Genomic DNA, 16,426 nt, shown 5'->3' with positions numbered 1-16,426 from the left:
GCCTTCAGCGGAGCTGGTTGATGAGCGTGGCGCCCTGCGTCGCCACGCGGTCGCCGGCCTGCAGGCCGGCGGTGACGGCCACGTGCACGCCATCGAGCGGCACGGTGGTCACGGTGCGCGGCACGAAGCGCTCGGCCTCGGTCTTGACCCACACGATGGTCTGGTTGGCCGGGTTGCGCATCAGCGCCGCGCTCGGCACGGCGATACCCGTGATCGTCTGCTTGCTGCGCACGAAGACCTGCACCGACTGGCCGACGGCAAGCCGCGCGAGCGCCGCGCCTTCCGCGCGGAACTGCAGTGGCAGGGCCTGTTCGCGCAGGCTGCGCGCCGCACCGACGAAGGCCAGCGGCACGCGCGCGTCGCCGACCGCGATGGCGGCGTCGGCGATGTCGGCGCCGATGGCCGTGTCGAAGGCCAGCGCCTCCACGCGCAGGCGGGTCGGGTCGATGACCTCGAACAGCAACTCGCGTGCATCGACCACCTGGCCTGCCACCACGCTGGCCGAGGCGATGACGCCCGACACCGGGGCGACCAGCGCGTCGCGATGCGACAGGCCGGCGCCGATGGCCGCCGCGCGCTGCTGCAGGCTCGCAGCATCGCTCTCGGCCGCCTCGATGTCCTTGCGCGGCACGGTGTCGGCCAGCTCGCGCAGCCGTGCGACGCGCCGGTCGGCCAGCGCCTTGGCGGCGCGCAGCTCGGCCAGTTGCGCCGCCTGGTTCGATCGTTCGACCGGCGCGGCCGATGCGACCACGTACGCCAGCACTTCGCCCTTGCGCACCGTCTGCCCGGGTTCGGGCAGGCCGCGCGGGCCGGGTTCGACGCGGCCTGCCACCAGCGCCTGCACCTTGCCGCCGGCATTCGGGTCCATCAGCACCTTGCCGGCCAGTTCGGTGGTGCGGGGCAGCTCGGCGGATTCGGCGACGACGGTGCGCACCGCGAGCTGCCGCTGCGCGGGCTTGGGCAGGAACACGCTGCCGTCGGGCAGGCGCTGCGGGCCGTTGGCATTGGCGGCAGCAGGTGCCTCGCCATGGCTGTGGCCTTCGTCGGCGTGTGCGTTGTTGACCAATGCGGCGCCCAGAGCGAGCGCGATGAGCATGCGTGCGGCGTTCATGCGGCACCTCCCGCTTGCGGAGTGCGCGCGCGTCGCGCCAATGCGAACAGCAACGCCAGGACGACGGCACCGCCAAGCGCGCCGCCGACGATGCGTCGCCAGTTGCGCTGCGCCGCGGCGTCTTCGTGCGCATCGGCATGGATGTCGAGCTCGCCGGCCAGCAGGTCGGTCTCGCTGCCGGCGATCACCGTGGCGGTGACGGGCAGCACGCCCGGCGCGGGCGCGTCGGCCAGCTGCACTTCGAAGAGGCCTTCGCCATGCGGCTCGGCCTTGACAGTCGTTCCGCCGATCTCGAGCTCGAGCGTGGCCTTCGGCACCGGGCTGTTGTCGGCGAAGCGGTCGAGGTACAGCGTCAGCAACTTGCCGTCGAGCACGCCGACGAGTTCGAAGGTGTCGGAGACCGCGGTGAAGCGCGGCAGTGCGGAGCCAGTGGGCACGGCGGGCGCATCGCCGTGGTCGTGGCCGGCATCGGCCTGCGCGGGGGCGCCGGCCACCAGCAGAAGGGTCGCGCAGAGCGCGGCGAGAAGGTGTCGGGAAATCATGTCGATGCTTTCGAGAAAGAGGAGATGGCCGTCATTCGGGCAGCAGGCCCAGCGCCTGGCGCCAGTGCGAGATGGCGGCCGCCAGGTCGATGCGGCTGCGGGCCGCCTGGCGTTGCGCCTCGGCGGCTTCGCCCTCGATGCGCAGGCGTGTCGGCAGGTCGGTTTCGCCGAGGCGGAAGGATCGGTCGAAGAAGCCGCGCGATTCGGTCGCGAGCTGCGCGCGGCGCTCGGACGCGGCGAGCTGCACCTTCGCGGCCTCGACCTGGGCGCGTGCCGCGTCGGACTCGCCAGCGAGGCGGTCGGCGGCCAGCGCGCGCTCGACATCCAGCTCGGTCGCCTCGGCACGCGCGGTGGCGGCCACGGCGGCCTGCCGCTCGCCCGCACCGAAGGGGATGCGGATGCCGAGCGTGAGGGTGCGCAGCGTCGGCTCGCCGCGGCCGTCGCGTTCGCGCGTGGTGGCCAGCAGCAGTTCGGGGTTGGCGCGGGTGCGCAAGGCCGCGAGCGCCGCCGCGCGGTCGGCCACGGCGGCGCGGTCCTGCAGGTCTCGCAGAGCGGGATGGGCCTCGGTCGCCGGCGCCAGCGGCTCGGGCTCCATCGCGGGGGTGGCGTCGTCCGTCGCCGAGGCCGTGAACACCGGCCCCACGACCGCGCGCCAGCGCTGCTCGGCCAGCGTGCGTGCGGCCATCGCCTGGGCCAACGCCGCGTCGGCCGCAGCGACGGCGCCGTCGGCCTGGTGCTGGTCGGACCGCGCCAGGTCGCCGGCTTTCAGGCGACGCGCGACGTCGTCGGCCAGGCGGCGCGCGGCGGCCTGCTGGTCGCGCGCCACCGCGACATCGACCGCGCTGCGCTGCCAGGCCCAGTGCGCCTCGCGCAGCGCCTCGGCGACACGCAGCCGCGCAGCGTCGGCGCGGCTTTCGACCGCGCGCGCGCCGGCGTCGGCGAGCGCGCCGCTGCGGTCGCGCTCGCCGGGCAGCCACAGCGGCACGGAGACGCCGGCCTCCAACTCCCGCACGCCCTGGTTGTCATGCCAGCGGTCAGAGCGGTTCGACAGCTCCAGCGCGGGCGCCTCGGGCGTCCACGCCTGTGCCGCACGGCCCTGCGCAGCAGCGGCATCGCGACGCAGTTGCAGCGTGGCGGCTTCGGGCTGGCGCGCCCAGGCCGCCTCGAAGGCCTGCCGCAGCGGGCCCAGGCCTGCGGAAGCCTGCGCGCCGGCCAGGCCCGCGCCCCCCATGAAAAACAGCGCCGCGCCGAGGGCGCGCACGCGGATCGAACGTCGTGATATCTGTCGGTGCATCCGGATCTCCGTTGATGGAACAAGCCACGGGGAGATCGGCGAGGGGCGCGATCGGAACGATCGCGCTGCGGCGCGTCAGCCGCCCTCGGGCATCGAGGGCGCGCTGTCGCGCGGACGGGAACGGGGTGTGAAGGGCCGGTCCGCCTCGCCGATCAGGCGAGGGGCAGCCACTGCGGGCGGTCGGGCGGGGCGATCACCCGCAGCCATCGGCCGGGGGCGGTCGACGGGACACTGTCGCGCGCCTTGGCCGGGCCTGCCATGGCGTCCCCCGGCATCGGCAGGCCGACCCCCAGACCATGGCAGTGGCCGCAGTCGGGGTCGATGCTGGCGCTGGCACGGCCATCGTCGGCGGCGCTGGCCGCTGTATCGGCGGTCGAGTCGGCCGCGGCATCGCCGTGCGCATGCTGGTGATGGCCGAGGTGCCGCACCTGCGTGCTGGATTCGTGCGTGCAATAGCCCGTCACCGCCGCCCAGCTGAACTGGATCGGCAGCAGGGCGAGCAGAAGGACGCACAACCAATGACGCATGGGTGGCGAGTGTAGGGGCTCGACATCGCGGCCGCCTGGGACAAATCGTCCTGTCCAATAGGGGCATGGAACACACCCAAGCGCTCGAACGACGCATCGAAGACCTGGAGATCAAGGCCAGCTTTGCCGATGACCTGCTGGACCAGCTGAATCTGACGATCTTCCGGCAGCAGGAGCAGATCGACCGTCTCGTTCAACAACTGGCGCAGCTGCGACAGCAGATGCCCGAAGGCAGCGGCACACGCAGCGCGCGCGACGAGCTGCCACCGCACTACTGATTCATTTAGATACAAATTGCGCTACGTTGAGTCACATATGAGGCTTTCAGGCGACAGCGTCTGAAGAAAGTGCGTGGTATGGAAGTGCCGCCCTTCACGTTCGTACAGAATTCGTCCATAAGCAGCGATGATCGGCCCCAGAGCAGCTGTGCGTCTGTCGCGCATCCGCGCCGCCCCCGGATCGATCGACCGCGACGCAGCTCACCACACTGTCATCACACCCGCTGCACCATGCGTCATCCTTTCGTGGCCCCCGACGGGCTCCCTGCCACCGGGCGCGCCACCCGCCACACACCTCGCCCATGATCCGCAAGCCGCTGGCACGTACCGTGATTGCGATGGGGTGCGGCGCCCTGATCGCTTGCGTGCTCGCGCTCGTGGTCGGGGACTGGACGGTGCGCCGCCAGCAGCAAGCCGACGTCGCCGAGATGGCCGACGCCTACATCGACCGGGCTGACCGGATCAGCGGTGAAGCGATCGATGCGCTGGCCGAGATCGAGCGCACCAGCGACACGACCTGCTCCGACGCCGAGGTGTCGCGGCTGCGCCGCATCGTGCTGACGTCCCGCTACCTCAAGAGCACCAGCCGCCTGCGCAACGGCGCGGCGTTCTGCAGCTCGACCGTGGGCGTCATCGACCCGCCGGTCCCGGTACCACCGCCGGAGGTGCTGAGCGACAACGGCCTCAACATCAGCTTCAAGGTACCGCAGGTGGGCGTGCCTGGCGCGAACGCCATGCTGATGCAGCGCGGCGACGCCGCCGTCAGCCTCAACGGCCAGGCCTACATCGAAGCCGTGGATCCCCGGCTCGATTACCTGATCGTGAGCGGTCGGCAGGCACCGCTGCGGGTGCTCCGGGCCGTCGGCCCCCTGCCGAACCTCGAGGGGGTTCAGTTGCTGGCGGATCAGCCGCTGCACCTGAGCGGCCGCCGCTACGAAGTGCGCTGCTCGCCGCGCTATGCCAGCTGCCTCATTGCGACGTTGCACCAGCCCCCCTCGATCTTCCATTCGCCGGTCATCGTCGAGTTCGGCATGTTCGGCCTGTTGATGGGGCTGAGCGGCGGCTTCGCGGCGAGCGTGGCCATCGGGCGATCCCGGTCGCTCGGCAAGCAGTTGCGCGTCGCGATGCGCTCGGGCCAGCTCAAGGTGGTCTACCAGCCGATCGTGCGGCTGTCCGACCGGCGCCAGGTCGGCGCGGAAGCGCTGCTGCGCTGGACCGACCCGACCGGCAAGCCGGTCAGCCCGGACGCCTTCATCGCCACGGCGGAGAACGAGGGCTTCATCGGGCAGGTCACCCGCTTCGTGGTGACCCGCGTGCTGGAGGAACTGCACGACGAGCTGCGCCGCCGGCCGGATTTCCAGGTCACGGTCAACGTCGCCGCCAGCGACATCCTGGACAACGCCTTCGCCCCCTTCCTCAGCGCGCGGCTGCAGGCGGCCGGCCTGCCGCCGACCTGCATCGGCCTGGAGCTGACCGAGCGCACCACGGCCAACAGCCGGGAGCTGGGCAAGGCCATCGCCCGGCTGCGCGAGGCCGGGCACAAGGTCTACATCGACGACTTCGGCACCGACTATTCCAGCCTGTCGTACCTGTCGCGGCTGCGGGTCGACGCCATCAAGATCAACCGGGCCTTCATGCAGGCCCTGCACGACCAGAGCGACCAGGACACCATCGCGCCGCAGATCGTCGCGATGGCCGAGGTACTGGGCCTGAGCATGGTCATCGAAGGCATCGAGGAAGAGCAGCAGGCCGCGTACTTCCTGGCACTCGCGCCCACGGCGCTGGCCCAGGGCTGGCTCTTCAGCAAACCGGTCGAGGCGGGTCGGCTGTTCGCCGCCTGAACCGGCCACGAAAAGTTTCGCGGCGGGCGCGGCAACGGGCACACTTGAGCCATGCACCCCGAACTGGCCAGGCTGGCCGACCACCTTGGACAGCGCCGTGAAGAGATCCTCCGTGCCTGGCGCACGGCGGTCCGCCGCGACCCGGCACTGACGACCAGCCACGCGCTGCCGCGCTCGCAGCTCAACGACCACGTCCCGGGCGTGCTGGCCGCGTTCGAAGACGCGTTGCGCGCGCCACCCGCCCCGGTGACGCAGCTCGCGCCCAGTGCCGAAGCCAGCGCCCACGGGGTGCACCGCTGGCAGCAGGGCTACGACCTGCACGAGGTCACGCGCGAGCTGGGCACGCTCAACCGCTGCATGGTCACCGAGCTCGACGCCTACGCCGAGACCCGCCCCGAGGTGCCGCATGCCGTGATGGCCCATGCGCGGCAGATCTGGGCCGCCTCCACGTCGACCGATCTCGAAGAGAGCACCTCGCAGTACTTCCGCTTGCAGCGGGTGGAAGCGGCCGGGCATGTGAAGGACCTGGAAGCCGCGCTGGAACGCCTCAACGAACTCGAATCGCAACGGGCTGAGCTGTGGCGCCAGATCGCGCACGACCTGCGCGGCAACGTCGGCGTCGTGGCGACCGCGGCGCGCGGCCTGTCGCAAGGCGCCGCGGCCGATGCCTCGCGCGACAAGTTCATCCGCGCGCTGGGGCACAACGTGAGCTCGCTCAAGCACCTGCTGGACGACGTCACCAGCCTCGCGCGGCTGCAGGCCGGCACCGAAACCCGCCAGCTGGTCGAGATGGACGTGGCGGTCGAGGTGAGCAGCCTGTGCGAAGGCCTGCAGGTGCTCGCGCAGGAGCGCGGCCTGTACCTGCGGACCCGCGGCCCGGCGCCCTTTGTCGTGACCGGCGATCCGGTCAAGACGCGGCGCCTGGTGCAGAACCTGGTGCTCAATGCGTTGAAGTACACGCCGACCGGCGGCGTCGACGTGCTGTGGGAAGAAACGCTGGCCTACGACGACCCGCGCTGGGTGCTCAGCGTCCAGGACACGGGGCCCGGCATCCAGGCCGGGCCTGGCTCGCAGATGGCCGTGGCCCTGCAGGGCGCGACCCAGCTCACCCTGGGCGTCGAGAAAGGCGTGTCCGTGGACGAGGCGGTCGCGCACACCATCACCGCGCCGGCCGGCAGCGCCGCTCCTGCGCGCATCGGACCGGGCGAGGGCATCGGCCTGTCGATCGTCAAGCGCTTGGCCGATCTGCTGGACGCCAGCATCGAACTCGAGTCCGACGCGGGGATGGGCACCACCTTCCGCGTGCTCTTCCCCAAGACCTACGTGGCCTGACACGCGGCAGGCCTGGCGCCCCGCGCCTCAGGCCCAGCTGTACGGAATGAGGATGCCGCTCTTGTACGGCTTGAAGCCCAGCGACTTCTTCGCCACGATGGTGCTCAGCCCGAGGAACAGCGGGATCGAGTAGCCCTGCTCCACCTGCCACATGTCGAAGGCCTTGAAGCCGTCGATGCGCTTGGCATCGTCGGACTCACCCATCAGCGGGTAGAGCTTCGGCGGGATGTCCTCGCCCTTCCAGATCGAGAAGCTCATCTTCGGGTCGAGCATGTAGCCCGAGTAGGTGCCCGGATCGCCCGCCGCCGGATTGAAGGGCTTGAGCACCGGGCCGTCGAACTTGCCGGTGCGCTGGTATTCGTAGAGCGTCGGGCTGTCGAGCACCTGCAGGTTGACCTCGATGCCGACTTTCTGCCACATCTGCGCGATGACCCGCGCGGTGTCGAAGTCGCTCGCGAACACGCCCTTGCTCGTGTAGAAGTTCAGCTTCGCCGGGTTGGCCGCGTTGTAGCCCGAGGCCGCCAGCAGTGCCTTGGCCTTCTCGGGGTCGAAGGCGATCTTGAAGTCGGGCACATAGGCCGGGAAGCCTGGGCCGGCCGGCATGGAGACCGCCGTGGCGTGGCCGCCGAACAGCGCCTTCGAGATGGCCGCCTTGTCGATCGCGTGGTGGCAGGCCAGCCGTACGTTCTTGTCGGTGAGGAGGCCCTTGTTCGCCATCTGCAGGAACACCACGCCGGTGGTCGCGTCCAGGTGCGGCGACAGGCCGGGTAGTGCGCCCAGGCGCTCGGCTTCGCGCACCGGGATGTTCATCGTCAGGTCGGCCTGGCCGGCCTGCATGGCGGCGGCGCGTGCGGTCGGGTCCTTGGTCACCTGGAACACCAGGCGCTTGACCTTCGCCGCACCGCGCCAGTAGTTCTCGTAGGCCTCGAGCACGATGCGCTGGTCGCGCTGGTACTCGACCAGCCTGTACGGGCCGGAGCCGACGGGCCTGGCCTCGAAGCCGTCCTTGCCGACCTTCTCGTAGTAGGCCTTGGGCAGGATGTAGGCCGGAATGTCCGCGAACATCACCGGCGCGATCGCCATCGGCGCGCTGAACTTCACCACCGCCTTCAGCGGCGTGGGCGTGTCGATCGATTCGATGGCCGACCACACGCCGGCCAGCAGCGACGCCTTCTGTGCGCGCGGCCGGTCGAAGAAGGAGAACTTGAAATCGGCGGACGTGAGCTTGTCGCCGTTGTGGAAGGTCACGCCGTCGCGGAAGTTCAGCTCCAGCAGGGTGCAGGTGGTGTCGAGCCACTTGTAGCTCGACACCACACTGGGCGCGAACTTCAGGTCGGGCGCGAGTTCCAGCGGCTGGTCGTACACGCACTTGATGACGGCCGACTGCGTCGGGTTGAGCGACACCGGGTCCCAGCTCAGGATGTCCATCGGGAACGCGACCGTGACGGTGCGCGCGTCCTGCGCGAAGGCGCCGGTGCCGAAGGTGGTGGCCATCGACGCGCCGAACAGCGCGAGCGGCAGCCTGGTGACGAAATCTCTGCGGTGGGTCATGGCAGCAAGCGCTCCGTGAAAAGGATCGAAGGGATCAGAAGGGCTTGTCGCCCTGGATGGTCACGCGATGCCCGGAGCGTGTCTGCGGAAAGTAGTCCCACACCGCGTGGTGCTCGACGCAGCGGTTGTCCCAGAAAGCGACCGAGTGCGGCTGCCAGCGGAAGCGCACCTGGAAGTTCGGGTTCTGGCAGTGCGCGAACAGGAACTTCAGGATCGCGTCGCTCTCGGGCTTGTCGAGGCCCACGATGTGCGTCGTGTACTGCGCGTCGGCGAACAGGCACTTGCGCTTCGTCACCGGGTGCGTGCGCACGATGGGCTGCGCGGTCGCCGGAAAACGCTTGTTCGGGTCGGTCGTGTACTTGCGGTAGATGTGCTCGGCGTCGTGCACGGCCGTCAGGCCGTCGAGGTAGCCCTTCATGCGGTCGGACAGTGCCTCGTAGGCCGCGTACTGGCTCGAGAACAGCGTGTCGCCACCGATCGGCGGCACGATGTGCAGGTGCAGGATGCTGCCCATCGGCGGCTCCTCGTTGCAGCTGAGGTCCGAATGCCAGCTCTCGCCGGCCACCGACTTCGAATTCGCATCGCCATGGATCGGCACCACGTACGGATAGCCCTCGACACCGAAGCCACCGGTGTGCAGCACCAGATCGCCGTAGTGGCGCGCGAAGCGCTGGTGCGATTCGAAGTCCAGCTTCTGGTCGCGAAAGAACACCACCTGGTGCCTCATCAGGGCCTCGTGGATCTCGTGCACCTGCTGCGCGTGCAGCGGCTGCGTGAGGTCGACGCCACCGATCTCGGCGCCGATGGTGAGCGTCATCGGCGCCACCTGGATCGTCTCGTACTGCATGGTCCATTCACTCCTGGATGCATCCATTCTTGGCCCGAGGGGCACGATTGCTCTTGCTTCGCGGCGCATGGCGACTTGCGCGCCATGCGCAAGCGCGGGTCACTGCGGCCAGCGCACGCCGAGGTCACGCGGCGGCACGGCCGCCAGCAGGCTCTTCGTGTAGGCGTGCTGCGGGTTGGCCAGCACCGCCTCGGTCTCACCACTTTCCACCACCACGCCCTGGTGCATCACCAGCACGCGGCTGCACAGGTAGCGCACCACCGCGAGGTCGTGCGAGATCAGCAGCAGCGAAATCTTGTGTTCGCGGCGGATGCGCAGCAGCAGGTTGAGGATCTGCGCCTGCACCGACACGTCGAGGCCCGAGACGATCTCGTCGGCCACCAGCAGTTGCGGCAGGTCGCACAGCGCGCGGCCGATGTTCACGCGCTGGCGCTGGCCGCCCGACATCTGCGACGGAAAGCGCGTGAGCATGTCGGGTGCGAGGCCGACGTCGGCCACCAGCTCGCGGGCACGCGCCTGGCGGTCGCTGTGCAGGTTCGGCCGGCTCTCCATCGACTGCGTGACCAGGCTCTGCACACGCCGCCGCGGGTTGAGCGCCGAGCGCGCGTCCTGGAAGATCATCTGGATCGATGCGATGCGGCGCGCCCAGTCTTCCGCCCTCGCGACCAACGCCTTGCCGTTGAGCAGGATGCGGCCTTCGCTCGGCGTCTCCAGCCCCATCACCAGCCGGGCGAGACTCGACTTGCCGCTGCCGCTCTCGCCCACGATGCCGACGAATTCGCCGGGCGCGATGGTCAGGTCGACATCCTTCACCGCATGCACGCCGGCATCGCGCCGCAACCAGCCGCCGCGCGGGGTGTAGACCTTCGACAGGCCCTCGACCTGCAGAAAGGGCGCGTCGCTCATGCGCGGTGCGTGGAAGATCGTCGCGTCGCTCGCGTCGGCGGCCAGCAGCGGCTCGGGCGCGGCTGCGCCATGCACGCAGCGCACGTGGTGGTCGGGGAGCACCTCGCGCATCGCGGGCACGGCCGTCGCGCAGGCCTCGGTCGCCACCGCGCAGCGCGGCTGGAAGCGGCAGCCCTTCAGCGACGGGAAGTCGCTGATGCCCGGCATCTGGCCCGGCAGCGAAAACAGCAGGCGGCGTGGGCCGGTGAGGTGCGGGTTGGCGCGCTGCAGCGCCTGCGTGTAGGGGTGCAGCGAGCGCGTGAAGATGCGCTTGGCCGGGCCGCGCTCGGCCATCTCGCCGGCATAGAGCACCACCAGCTCGTCGCACACGTGCGCGGCCAGGCCGAGGTCGTGCGTCACGAAGATCACACCGGTGCCGCGCCGCTCCTGCAGCCCGCGGATCAGCGTGACGATGTGCGCCTGCGTGCTGGCGTCGAGCGCCGTGGTGGCCTCGTCGGACACCACCAGCTGCGGGTCTCCGGCGAAAGCCATCGCGATCATCACGCGCTGGCACATGCCGCCCGAGAGCTGGAAGGCGTACTTGTCGAGCACCTGCGCCGGCTGGTGGATGCGCACCTCGGCCAGCATCGCGGTGGCGCGCTCGCGCCATTCGTCCTTCGCCACGCCCAGGCGCAGCAGGTGCTCCTGCAGCTGCTGGCCGATGGTGAGCACCGGGTTCAGCGCGGTCATCGGCTCCTGCGGGATGAAGGCGATGCGCGCGCCCAGCAAGGCGCGGTGCGCCTCAGCGGGCATGCCGAGCAGGTCGACGCCGCCCTCGCCATCGCCATCGCCATGGCCGAAGCGCAGCGTGCCGGCATCGACCGTGAAGCCGTCGGGCAGGTGGCGCGCGATCACGCGGCCGAGCATGCTCTTGCCGGCGCCGGATTCGCCAACCAGGCCGAGCGTCGCGCCGGCGCGCAGTGTGAAGCTCACGTCGCGCAGCACCTGCAGGCGCTCGGGCCGGCCGGGCGCCGAGACGGTCAGACCGCGGGCTTCGAGCAGGACGGCGCCGGCGGGCCTGGCCTGAACGGGCGGCAGCGGCGGCACGGCCGATGCGTAGGGGATGGCGTGGGCGAGGCTCATGAGGTCAGGTCCCCGAACGATTGAACAGGCGGGGGTCGGTGGTGCGGCGCAGGCCGTCGCCCAGGCAGGTGGTCGCAAGCACCGTGAGCACGGTGCACCCCACCGGCGCGATCAGGCCCCACGGCGAACTGAACACGCTCTTGAGGCCGTCGGCGATCATCACGCCCCAGGTCGGCACGTTGGGCTCGACCGACATGCCGACGAAGGACAGGATGCTTTCCGCGACCACCGAGATGCCCATCTCCAGGCTGATCAGCGAGATCAGCGTCGGCAGGATGCCGGGCACGATGTCCTTCATCACCACCTGCCAGTGCGAGGCGCCGGTGATGCGCGCCGCGGCCACGTAGTCCTTGCGGCGCAGCACCACCACGTCGGCGCGGATCACGCGGCAAAAGCGCGTCCAGTCGACCAGGATGATGGCGACGATCACGTTGAGCAGGCCGGGCGAGAGCGCGACCATCAGCACCAGTGCGAGCACGATGGCGGGGAAGGACATCCACAGGTCGACCATGCGCAGGATGGCCCACTCGATGCGCCCGCCGCGGTAGCCCGCGATGAGCGCCAGCGTGCAGCCCAGCAGCGCAGCCCCCAGCGGGGCGGTGAGCGCGATGATCACCGTGACGCGTGTGCTGTAGATCAGGCGCGAGAGGATGCACTGGCCGAGCGCGTCGGTGCCCAGCGGAAAGCTGGGATCGCCGCCCGGCGCCCACGCGGGCGGCAGCACGGTATTGAGCAGGTCCTGCTCGTTGGGCGCGTGCGGCGCGAGCCAGGGGGCGAAGATCGCGAGCGCGATCAGGAGCAGCAGCAGGCTGACGCCGATGACGACGCGGGGTTCGCCGAGCACGCGCCGAAGCGGTGCCGATGCGGGGAGTGCGAGGGAGCTCATGGCGTGCGCAGTCGGGGGTTGAGCAGCAGCAGGACCGCATCGGTGACCATGTTCACCGCCTGCACGGCGACGGCGTAGGTCAGCGCCAGGCCCTGGATCATCGGCAGGTCGTGCGCGCCGATGGCGTTGACCATCAGGCTGCCGATGCCGGGAAAGCCGAAGATGGTCTCGATCAGCAGCGTGCCGCCGATCACCGTGCTGGCCTGGATGCCCAGCATGCTGACGGTCGGCAGCGCCGCGTTCTTGAGCGCATGGCGCACCAGGATGCGGTTCTCGCTCAGGCCGCGCAGGCGGGCGGCCGACACGTAGTCCTCGGTGTAGGCGTCGAGCAGGCTCGAATGCAGGATGCGCATCAGCGGCGGCGCGATGCCCAGCGACAGGGCGAAGGCGGGCAGTGCCAGGTGCTTCAGCGCGCTCCACAGCGCGGCGAAGTCACCGGCCACCACGGCGTCGACCAGCAGGAAGCCGGTCACGTTCGGCACCGTCAGGCCGGCGTCGAGCTGCCCGAGGAAGGGCAGCAGCTTCAGCCCGATGCCCACGCCGAGGATCAGCAGGATGGCCCAGAGGAACTCGGGCACCGAGATCGAGATGCTGTTGACGACTTCCACCGCGCGCTCGATGCGCGTGCCGCGGTAGCGAAAGGCCAGCAGCCCGCCGCCGATGCCGAACACCATGCCCAGCAAGAGGCCGCAGGCGATCAGCTGCAGCGTGGTCGGCAGCGCCTTCAGGATGAGCGGCGTGACCTGCAGCCCCGACGTCAGCGTGCGACCGAGGTCGCCGTGCAACGCGTTGCCCAGCCAGATGCCGAACTGCACCGGAATCGGTTTGTCGAGGCCGAGCGCTTCGGTCAGCGCCTTCACGTCGGCCGGCGTCGCGCTCGGCGGCAGCAACATGCCCATCGGGTCGGCGGGCAACACGCGCAGCACGAAGAACACGAGCGCCGCGAGGGCCAGCAGCATCGGCACGCGCCACAGGATGCGCCACACGGTCGGCATCGCGGCGAGGCTGCGCCCGGCGATGGCGCTCAGGCGGCCGGTCGATGCCGGCGTGGACAGGGCGGGAGAGGTGAGCATGGCGATGGGTGGTGGGTGACGCGCCCCGAAGGGCGATCAGCAGTCGTGGGTGACAGCGTCGGTCCGGGCCTCGGCCTGGTGGATCGGAATGCGCGCGGCCTTCTTGCCGCTGGCTTTCCAGGCGGCCTGGTAGCGCGGCACCAGCCAGTTGTTGAACTCGCGCTGCGCCTGCTCCTGCCACGAATAGCGTCCGCGCGTGGCGAAGCGCGAGCGCAGGCCCACCTGCACCAGCTCGTCGACATGCAGGTCCTGCGCGATGATCTCGTTGGCCGCGTGCATGTTCATCGCCATGCGCTGCTGGAACAGCGGGTCCTTCATGGCGCCGGGCGCGAACAAGAGGCCGGTGTCCATCTCGTGCGTCTCGGGGCCGTCGGCGCGCAGGATCATGTAGATGACCATGTCGCTCATCATCACCAGCGACAGCGTGGGCGGGATGTTGGCGAACATCATGCGGTTGCGCTCTTCGGTGTTGAGCTTGGGGAACACCGGCAGGATGGCCTTCTGCGTCGCGTTGAAGCTCGCGTCCTGGTGCAGCGTGCCGTTGAAGCGGTAGTAGCCGGCGGTGGTCTCGGGCAGGTCCGGAAAGCTCGCCATCGCGCTCGGCACGAAGTCGTGCAGCGGGCCGTGGTGCAGCCGGTTGGCGTGGTAGCCGTCGTTGTTGTTCTCGAACATGACCTTCCAGTTCCACGCGAAGTGAGCCGGCTTGTCGGGCCGCGGGCCGTCGAGATGGGCCAGGTCGAAGTTGGCCAGCGCTTCGGTCACCTCGGCCAGGCGCGGTGCCAGCGGCTCGGCCATGGGATCGAAGTTCACGAAGACGAAGCCCTGCCAGACCTCGACCTTCAGCGTCGGCAGGCAGAAGGCCTTCTTGTCAAAGCCCAGGGTCTGCTCCATGGCGGGCGCGCCGATCAGGTCGCCGTCGAGCGAATAGGCCCAGTGGTGGTACGGGCAGAGAAAGGCGTTGGTGTTGCCGTGGCCCTCGGCCACCAGCATGGCGCGGTGCTGGCACACCGACGACATCGCCTTGATCTCACCGGCGCGGTTGCGCGCGATGACGAGCGGCTCGCCGATGATCTTCGTGGTGAAGTAATCGCCGGGCCGGGTCACCCACGACTCGCGGCCGACGCACAGCCATTCGTGGTTGAAGACCGCCTCTTTTTCGAACTCGTAGAAATTGCGATCCGTGTAGCACACCGGGGGCAGTGCCTGCGCCTTTTGAACGGACAAGACCGAGCTGTCGAGTTCTTCAAAGAATTGGTCCGTGGGAGAAAAAGTCATTGCTGCGCCTTCGAGATGAATTCTTTTCGCGGGAGTCTCGTTCCCCGAAAAGGCCTGGAGTGCAAACGATCTTAGGAGCCGTCCCCGGGTGGGTCTTGCCATCAGGCGCACGGCCAATGGCCTGGGGGCGCACCATCTTGGGCCGTGGGCGATCGAACGCAAAAGCAGCAAAAACATGAGGTCCGACCTCGTAGCGAGAACCGCGCCATCGGTGCGCGCGGATGCGACAAGGCCGCGGTCCGGCATGCACCGGCGCCGCGGCCTTCCGCCGGACGTTCAGATCGATGCCGCGCTCAGGCGCTCCAGTAGTACGGCAGGATCCACCCGTTCCGGAACGGCTTGTAGCCGGCCTCGGCCTTGGCATAGGCCACGGTGGACACGCCCTGCACCAGCGGCAGCGAATAGCCTTGCTCCACCGCCCAGACGTGGAATTTCTTGTAGCCCTCGATGCGCTTCTCCAGATTGAGTTCGACCAGCAGCGGATCGAGATGCGTCGAGACATCGGGGCTGCGCCAGACCGAGAAGCTTTTCTTCGGGTCCAGGTAGTAGCCGGCCGACAGCTCCGGGTCGCCGGTGGCGTTGGTCCAGAACCAGAGCGTCGGGCCCTCGAGCTTGCCGGCCTGCACCTTGGTGTAGTACTGGGCCGGCTCGATCACCTCCAGCGCCGCGTCGATGCCGACCTTCTTCCACATCTGCACGAGGGCGCGGGCCATCTCGAAATCGTTGGGGTAGATGCCGTTGGTGGCGAAGAAGCGGAACTGCACGGGCTTGCCGGGGCCATAACCGGACTCCTTCAGCAGCGCCTGCGAGCGGGCCGGGTCGAAGGCGAAGGTGTAGTCGGGTGCATAGGCCGGGGTGCCGGGCGCCGCCGCGGTCGAGAGCGGCGCCGCGATGCTGTTGAAGAAGGCCTTGGAGAGGGCCTGCTTGTCGATCGCGTGGTGCATGGCGAGGCGCACGTTCCTGTCGACCAGCGGGCCGCTGTTGACCATCTGCACGAGGTAGGTGTCGACCGTGGGCGTGAGGCTGTTGGCCAGGCCCGGACTCTGGCCCAGGCGCAGCGCCTCGCGCATCGGCAGCGCAGCGGCCAGCTGCACCTGGCCGGACTGCACGGCCGAGACGCGCGTGGTCGGGTCCTTCACGACCTGGAACACGATCTTGCGAATCTTCGCCGGGCCGCGCCAGTAGCGGTCGAAGGCCTCGAGCGTGATGCTCGAGTCGCGCTGGTAGTCGACCAGCTTGTACGGCCCCGAGCCGACAGGCTTGGCGAGGAAGCCGTCGAGCCCGACCTTCTCGTAATAGGCCTTGGGCAGGATGAAGGCCGCGCTGTAGCCGAGGAACTGCGGCGCCGTGACCATCGGCTTGCTGAAACGGATGACCGCACGCGTGGGCGACGGCGTCTCGATGGCCGTGATGCCGCTCCAGATGAAGCTCAGCTGCAGCCCCTTCTCGGCGCGCAGGCGGTCGAAGAAGGTGAACTTGAAATCTTCCGACGTGAGCTTGTCGCCGTTGTGAAAGAACACGTCGTCGCGCAGGTCGACCTGCAGCACCAGGCCCTCCTTGTCGAGCCACTCGTAGTGCTTGACTACGCCGGGCTGCAGCTTGGAGTCGGGCGTGTATTCGAGCGGCTGGTCGAATACGCACTTGAAGAGCGCGGTCGGGTTGGGCGCCGCGCTCTTGCTCGGGTCCCAGCTCGGCACATCGATCGGGTAGGCGATGCGCACCTGCTCCGCCGCGGCGTTGGCATCGATGCCCCATTGCGCGAGCAGCAGGCCGGCGATGCCGGCGGGAACGGACTGCGTGAAATTGCGGCGATTGATCATGGCGGTTCCTCAGCGGAAAAA

General features: G+C 69.4%; 14 protein-coding genes. 3 read left to right on the top strand and 11 right to left on the bottom strand.

Annotated features, from left to right (window positions below; translation table 11 throughout):
* Window positions 1–4 precede the first annotated feature (4 nt).
* The 4 genes from QTH86_RS18925 to QTH86_RS18910 all read right to left on the bottom strand — a co-directional run bounded on the left by QTH86_RS18925 (window position 5) and on the right by QTH86_RS18910 (window position 3,474).
* Complete coding sequence (locus QTH86_RS18925) at window positions 5–1,111, bottom strand: efflux RND transporter periplasmic adaptor subunit (RefSeq protein ID WP_286647778.1); 1,107 nt, start codon at window positions 1,109–1,111, stop codon at window positions 5–7.
* Complete coding sequence (locus tag QTH86_RS18920; protein ID WP_286647777.1) at window positions 1,108–1,653, bottom strand: hypothetical protein; 546 nt, start codon at window positions 1,651–1,653, stop codon at window positions 1,108–1,110. The genes QTH86_RS18925 and QTH86_RS18920 overlap by 4 nt, the downstream gene beginning before the upstream one ends.
* Window positions 1,654–1,684: 31 nt before the next feature.
* On the bottom strand, window positions 1,685–2,947 hold the full coding sequence (locus QTH86_RS18915; RefSeq protein ID WP_286647776.1) for a TolC family protein: 1,263 nt from the start codon (window positions 2,945–2,947) through the stop codon (window positions 1,685–1,687).
* 152 nt (window positions 2,948–3,099) lie between these two features.
* On the bottom strand, window positions 3,100–3,474 hold the full coding sequence (locus QTH86_RS18910; protein ID WP_286647775.1) for a hypothetical protein: 375 nt from the start codon (window positions 3,472–3,474) through the stop codon (window positions 3,100–3,102).
* Window positions 3,475–3,539: 65 nt separating this feature from the next.
* On the opposite strand from QTH86_RS18910, the gene QTH86_RS18905 reads away from it, so the two are divergent.
* From QTH86_RS18905 to QTH86_RS18895, 3 genes are all read left to right on the top strand, one after another.
* Window positions 3,540–3,752, top strand: a complete 213-nt coding sequence (locus QTH86_RS18905) for a SlyX family protein (RefSeq protein WP_286647774.1) — start codon at window positions 3,540–3,542, stop codon at window positions 3,750–3,752.
* 302 nt (window positions 3,753–4,054) lie between these two features.
* Window positions 4,055–5,593 (top strand): EAL domain-containing protein, encoded by a 1,539-nt coding sequence (locus QTH86_RS18900; protein WP_286647773.1) that lies wholly within the window; start codon window positions 4,055–4,057, stop codon window positions 5,591–5,593.
* Between the two features lie 51 nt (window positions 5,594–5,644).
* The gene (locus tag QTH86_RS18895; RefSeq protein ID WP_286647772.1) at window positions 5,645–6,925 is read left to right on the top strand and encodes a sensor histidine kinase; all 1,281 of its coding nucleotides are present in this window, start codon (window positions 5,645–5,647) and stop codon (window positions 6,923–6,925) included.
* Window positions 6,926–6,952: 27 nt separating this feature from the next.
* Here QTH86_RS18895 and QTH86_RS18890 read toward each other — a convergent pair whose 3' ends face one another.
* The 7 genes from QTH86_RS18890 to QTH86_RS18860 form a co-directional block, all read right to left on the bottom strand.
* Window positions 6,953–8,476, bottom strand: coding sequence for an ABC transporter substrate-binding protein (locus QTH86_RS18890; RefSeq protein ID WP_286647771.1), 1,524 nt, complete (start codon window positions 8,474–8,476; stop codon window positions 6,953–6,955).
* 34 nt (window positions 8,477–8,510) lie between these two features.
* Window positions 8,511–9,323: a TauD/TfdA dioxygenase family protein gene (locus QTH86_RS18885; RefSeq protein WP_286647770.1), complete on the bottom strand. Its 813-nt coding sequence runs from the start codon at window positions 9,321–9,323 to the stop codon at window positions 8,511–8,513.
* Between the two features lie 99 nt (window positions 9,324–9,422).
* Window positions 9,423–11,351 (bottom strand): dipeptide ABC transporter ATP-binding protein, encoded by a 1,929-nt coding sequence (locus tag QTH86_RS18880; RefSeq protein ID WP_286647769.1) that lies wholly within the window; start codon window positions 11,349–11,351, stop codon window positions 9,423–9,425.
* Between the two features lie 4 nt (window positions 11,352–11,355).
* Window positions 11,356–12,237: an ABC transporter permease gene (locus tag QTH86_RS18875; RefSeq protein ID WP_286647768.1), complete on the bottom strand. Its 882-nt coding sequence runs from the start codon at window positions 12,235–12,237 to the stop codon at window positions 11,356–11,358.
* Entirely contained in the window at window positions 12,234–13,310 is a 1,077-nt protein-coding gene (locus QTH86_RS18870) for an ABC transporter permease (RefSeq protein WP_286647767.1), read from the bottom strand. Before QTH86_RS18870 ends, QTH86_RS18875 begins: the two co-directional genes overlap by 4 nt.
* A gap of 36 nt (window positions 13,311–13,346) precedes the next feature.
* Window positions 13,347–14,534, bottom strand: coding sequence for an aromatic ring-hydroxylating oxygenase subunit alpha (locus QTH86_RS18865; protein ID WP_286649399.1), 1,188 nt, complete (start codon window positions 14,532–14,534; stop codon window positions 13,347–13,349).
* A 344-nt stretch (window positions 14,535–14,878) separates the two neighbouring features.
* The gene (locus QTH86_RS18860) at window positions 14,879–16,405 is read right to left on the bottom strand and encodes an ABC transporter substrate-binding protein (RefSeq protein ID WP_286647765.1); all 1,527 of its coding nucleotides are present in this window, start codon (window positions 16,403–16,405) and stop codon (window positions 14,879–14,881) included.
* Between the last annotated feature and the right edge of the window lie 21 nt (window positions 16,406–16,426).

It is taken from the genome of Variovorax sp. J2L1-78 (assembly GCF_030317205.1).
Lineage (GTDB): Bacteria > Pseudomonadota > Gammaproteobacteria > Burkholderiales > Burkholderiaceae_C > Variovorax > Variovorax arabinosiphilus.
Note: the sequence above shows the minus strand (reverse complement) of the source record. Positions and strands in the feature narration are given on the sequence as shown.